The following is a 5,583-nucleotide window of genomic DNA, read 5'->3' on the forward strand; positions in this document are numbered from 1 at the left end:
TTCAATCACCCCAGCCTCTAACCATATTTGGATTTGAGCGAGTAAGCCTTCACCTTTAAGCTGTGTGCCTTTATAAGGCACTGACCACTCAGGCAGAGCAGTGCTTTCACCTTTGAGTTTAATAGTATGCAAGGGTGTTGTTTCAAGCGACATTACATCTTTAACAAGATATTTTTGATTGTCACGATAGAATTCAAAAACATGATGTGCCTTGTTTAATCCATCCTGAGCAATTTGAATAGGAGCTGTTTGATTGGCAATGCCTAACTCAACCAAGGATTTAAAATAGCGTGGATATTGTTTACGCCAGTTTTTCTCTGCCAACACCTCAACAGCAATTTGATGATCGACATTAGCTAGTGCTTCCGCAATAATTTCTTTTCCAGTGCGTGAAGTGCTGGCTTTTTGTGTTTTTGGATGAATTGGAAATTGAAGACCATCTAGGGGATTGGACATGCAAGAAATCTCACTGGCATTTGCTATTTATATACAGTTGTATACATTATCTATGCCAAATTGAATTCTTACTTGGCATTTCATACCAAATTTGTGTAAAAGTATGTGCAATATAAAGCCTTCGATATAGTAGACTTTTGCGTGAATAGTGATCTTTTAGGCTGGGTTACAATGGGCAAAAATCGTCATGACCAGATGGATAATCAAAATGATCAGGGCCGTAGACGATATGCCTTTCAAATGTTTGTATAGCACAGGCGATTAAAGTAAGGAACATCATCAATGTGATAAAGATAGATATGATTTTTATTGCAATCTCTCCCTTTCATGATTGTCCTGATTCTTATCTTAAAAGCATGGTCCGCCTGTGCTACGAAAATGTTATTGGATTTGTGTTATCGCCTGATCCAAGGTATATGTAGCCTGTCAACCCAGTTTCAAAATGGGAGCTGAGTCAATTTGCTTAGGAAATGCGGAATTAAACGTGGTTCTAAAATGACAGTCATAATTACGCCATAAGCTGCACCCCAGAGGTGAGCGCTATGATTGATGTTGGAGTTGCCTTTCTTGCCAGACCAGATGCTATAAGCCACATAGAGCACAGCAAAAATAATCGCGGGTACAGGAATAAAAAACACAAAAATCAGCTTCCAAGGCTCAAACAATACATAAGCGAATAGTACCGCAGAGACTGCACCAGAGGCGCCAAGGCTTGCCCAGCGCACATCATTTTTATGTTTTAAATAACTTGGTAAAATGGCGAAAATTAAACCACCCAAATAAAATAAAACGAAGCCTAAGTCATAGAAATATTGGCGGTAAAAACTTTCAATAATGCTACCAAAGAAAAACAGCGTGAACATGTTGAACAAAAGATGCATACCATCGGCATGAATGAAGCCATGGGTAATGAAACGATCGTATTGTCCACGTTGCATTGCAGGTGGCCAAAAAATCAAGCGGTTCATGACATTCTGGTTTGAAAATGCCACCATAGAAATAATGACAGTAATAATAATGATTGTAACTGTATGATTAAAAGGTAAATGCAACATTTCTGAGATGTTCTACAAATGAATAACTTGTAGCCATAATGCCATTAAATTGATTGAAAAGATGAACTTTCACAATAAATCCGACAATTTTGGTTGATTTTTTTTCATTACCCCGCATCTTCAGTTAAAATAGCAGCTTCAGCTTGAGGAAATGATTGTTATGTCGACTGAGAACAGCAGCACTGCAGTTGCAGAGGAAATTCCAAACTTATTGATTACTCCAACTGCACAAGAGTATTTACGTGATTTATTAGAAAAACAAAATACACCTGGTATTGCTGTACGTGTATTTGTTGAAAATCCGGGTACACCACGTGCTGAATGTTGTATGGCATATAGCGCGCCTGAAGAAGTGATCCCAACCGATTATCGTCAAGATTATCCAGACTTTCCTGCATATATCGACACACCGTCTATTCCATATTTGTTGGATGCGGTGATTGATTACAATAAAGACCGTTTTGGTGGGCAATTGACATTCCGCGCACCGAATTCGAAAGTGCCACGTGTAGGTCCTGATGCATCAATTGAAGAGCGTATTACTTACATTCTTCAATCTGAAATTAACCCAGGTCTAGCTGGTCATGGCGGTAACTGTGCATTGGTTGAAGTTGTTGAAGATGAAGAGCATGGTTTAACGGCTGTATTGAAATTTGGTGGTGGTTGCCAAGGTTGCTCAGCGATTGATGTCACCTTGAAACAAGGTGTTGAAACGACTCTGCAACAACACATTCCTGAGTTACGTCGTGTTATTGACCAGACGGATCATACGCAGGCAGAAGGCGCGTACTTCAAATAATTTTTAAACCATTTTACCAAATAACCTCCTTAAATTAGGGGGTTATATTTTATCTAAAGGTAAAATGTAACTGAGAATAATTATCAATACTTATTGCAATATGTTTATCATTTGTTAAGATACCCTACGAAATTTACACAATCTCTCCTTCTTTTGTATTTGGGTGTATGCGTTATGGGTAAAAATCTGACGAGATCAACTTTGGCTTTGGCTGTTGTAGGGGCAATGAGTTCATTTGCGATGGCGAATGAATCGCTGACTACTGGGGCAGAAAAAGATACAACACAATTACAAACGATTGTATTAACGGCTGAGGAACAGGTTAAGCAGTCTCTAGGCGCATCTATTATTACGGATAAAGATTTAGAAAAATTACCTGTTGTAAATGATATTTCTGAATATGTACGTCGGATGCCTGGCGTAAATTTAACAGGCAATAGTGCAACGGGACAACGTGGTAATAACCGCCAAATTGATATTCGCGGTATGGGGCCAGAAAATACCTTGATTTTGGTTGATGGTAAGCCTGTGAATTCGAGAAATTCTGTGCGTTATGGCTGGAGAGGGGAACGTGATACCCGCGGTGACTCAAACTGGGTGCCCGCAGATGCGATTGAATCTATTGAAGTATTGCGTGGTCCAGCGGCTGCTCGTTATGGCTCAGGTGCCATGGGTGGTGTTGTTAATATTAAAACTAAAAAAGTCACAAACGAAGTTCATGGTTCGGTTGAATTTTATGCGAATCAGCCAGAGGACTCGAAAGAAGGGGAGTCAGGGCGTGTCAGTATAAATCTTAGTGGACCAATTATTAAGGATGTCTTGTCTTATCGCTTATACGGTAACTTTAATAAGACACAGCCTGATGCGATTGACATTAATAAGTCAATCAATAGTACAGCAGCAGGTCGAGAAGGTGTTAAGAATGAAGATGTTTCAGCACGCCTAGCTTGGCAAATTGTTGATGGTCAAACACTAACATTTGATGCATCTTCGAGTCGTCAAGGTAATCTTTATTCAGGGGATTCACAACTGAATGCGGATGCGGAAGCCAATGCCATTCTTTCAGCTCTATACGGTAGTGAAACGAATACAATGTATCGTGATAGCTATTCATTAATGCATGATGGCGAGTGGGATTGGGGGAATAATAAATTTATAATTCAATATGATAAAACTAAAAATAAACGCTTATTAGAAGGCCTTGGAGGGAGTACAGAGGGTCGTATTAATACCGCAACTGATAAATCAACATCAACACTAAATACTTTCCGTTTAAACGGTGAGGTGAATATTCCTCTGGAATTTTATGTTCCCCAAAATATCACTGTAGGTGCTGAATGGATTGAAGATGATTTTAAAGATGAAGCAAACACAACGGTTGGATCAACTGGAAGTGCGTCAGGCCTAGATGCGATAGCTCCAAAAGACCGTAGCAATATGAGTTCACGTATCGCTTCTGTGTACTTTGAAGATAATTTTAAAGTTACAGATAGCACAGATTTAGTTTTGGGTGTTCGGTTTGATGATCATGATAAATCGGGATCGAATTGGAGTCCAAGTTTAAATATTACTCAAAAACTTGGAGACTATTTCACTTTAAAAGGTGGTATAGCAAGAGCGTATAAAGCGCCGAATATGTATCAGAACTCAGAAGGATACTTGTTATCAACAAATGGTAATGGGTGTCCTGCAACGATTCAAAACCGTTGTTTACTTCAAGGGAATGCCGATTTAAAACCCGAAACTTCTGTAAATAAAGAGTTAGGAATACAGTTTGCAAAAGATAATTTAAATGCAAGCTTGGCTTGGTTCCGAAACGATTATAAAGACAAGATTGCAGCAGGTGATGAAGTTCTAGCTACAGCTACAACAACGTCTGGAGTGAATTGGAATGTCTTACGTTGGGAAAATATACCTGAGGCCTTAATCCAAGGTTTTGAAGGTAGTATTGGAATGGAATGGGATGGGATAAGCTGGACCAATAACTTCACTTATATGATGGACTCGGAAGATAAGTCTACAGGCAATCCACTTTCTTTAGTGCCGAATTATACGATCAATTCAATCTTCGATTATGATATTACTGACCAACTGGATGTAAACTTTATTTATACCCAATATGGTCGTCAGAAGTCACGTCAATATGCTCAAAATCGTATTGAAGCTGGGGTTGGTTCAGGTGGGGCAAATGATGCGCTTAAACCAAGCGTTGTAAAAAGTTATGGTATAGCTGGTATCAATTTGGGTTATAAATTTAGTAAAAATTTAAGTACACGTGTCGGAATTAGTAACATTTTTGATGAGCAGAAATTGAGAGACAGTGAGTCGACAAGTCAAACCTATAACGAACCAGGTCGAGCTTATTATGCGAGCTTGAAGTATGCATTCTAAATTATGAAAGAAAAAAGCCGCATAATGCGGCTTTTTTTATCGTTTTAGAATCGCTTGTGCTTGGTCAGAATAATAAAACTGTTCTAAATAATAACGTGCTCGATCACGCAAGTAATGTGATTGGATGAGCTCTTGAATAATAGGATTCAATAAATCTTGAAGTTCATTTTGAATTAAAGCTTCGTCGATATTTAAGTCACGTAGGAGTAAATCAAAAGGACGTTCTTGGTTGCGAATGTACCAAGCATAAACACCATCATGTACCTGTTGCTGCAGATAGTTAGTTTGACGTATATGTTCCCAAATTTCGTGACCCATAGCGACGGTTTGAGGCAAGTCTTGCACTTCTACATAATTTTTTAAAACTGATAAAGGCATGTCTTTGATTTTATGCCAAAGATTGGCTTGAAAATGATACAGCTTTTCATCATTAAAATTTTGATTTAACACTTGTTCGCTCATTTGACTGAGTTTTAAGATGTTCTTTTGCAAATAATGACCGATGGTGTCATTTAGGTTTGAATCCGTGACGGTTTCAAGTACCGACTTGCCCATTTTCATAAAACTAGAGACACCCGGCACACGTTTGGTCATGACGGAGTTGTTTAAATAGTCTTGAATTGAGTGCTGAATGAGCTGAGTAATCATGGCTGAAAAAGCTGGGTTATTTACCACAGTTTTAATCAGGCGTTGACGATGCCCACTTTTACTCGCGACATACTGCGCAATTTTGTCGATGGTGAGTACTGGAATCACATCGGCAATTTTTGTTGATTCATTGATGGGGTGAATCAAAGCAAATTTGATGTGCTCTGCAATTTGTGAAATCAGATGTTCTGTTGCAGGTGTGGCTAGGATTTGTTTTTGCAACAGCGCATTGAT

General features: G+C 38.8%; 4 protein-coding genes and 1 pseudogene. 2 read left to right on the forward strand and 3 right to left on the reverse strand.

Annotated elements, in window-relative coordinates:
• Positions 1–456: pseudogene (locus tag B4F08_RS02340) on the reverse strand (hypothetical protein); the annotation flags it as partial.
• A gap of 437 nt (positions 457–893) precedes the next feature.
• Entirely contained in the window at positions 894–1,511 is a 618-nt protein-coding gene (locus B4F08_RS02345) for a rhomboid family intramembrane serine protease (RefSeq protein ID WP_110975103.1), read from the reverse strand.
• A 160-nt stretch (positions 1,512–1,671) separates the two neighbouring features.
• On the opposite strand from B4F08_RS02345, the gene nfuA reads away from it, so the two are divergent.
• The gene (gene nfuA, locus B4F08_RS02350; RefSeq protein WP_004981041.1) at positions 1,672–2,310 is read left to right on the forward strand and encodes a Fe-S biogenesis protein NfuA; all 639 of its coding nucleotides are present in this window, start codon (positions 1,672–1,674) and stop codon (positions 2,308–2,310) included.
• Positions 2,311–2,484: 174 nt separating this feature from the next.
• On the forward strand, positions 2,485–4,701 hold the full coding sequence (locus tag B4F08_RS02355) for a TonB-dependent siderophore receptor (RefSeq protein WP_291372909.1): 2,217 nt from the start codon (positions 2,485–2,487) through the stop codon (positions 4,699–4,701).
• A gap of 36 nt (positions 4,702–4,737) precedes the next feature.
• On the opposite strand, the gene B4F08_RS02360 is transcribed toward B4F08_RS02355, so the two are convergent.
• The coding region (locus B4F08_RS02360; protein ID WP_291372911.1) for a hypothetical protein at positions 4,738–5,583 on the reverse strand (846 nt) is incomplete at its 5' end.

Origin of the sequence: Acinetobacter sp. UBA6720, from assembly GCF_002454215.1 — a bacterium.
Taxonomy (GTDB): domain Bacteria; phylum Pseudomonadota; class Gammaproteobacteria; order Pseudomonadales; family Moraxellaceae; genus Acinetobacter.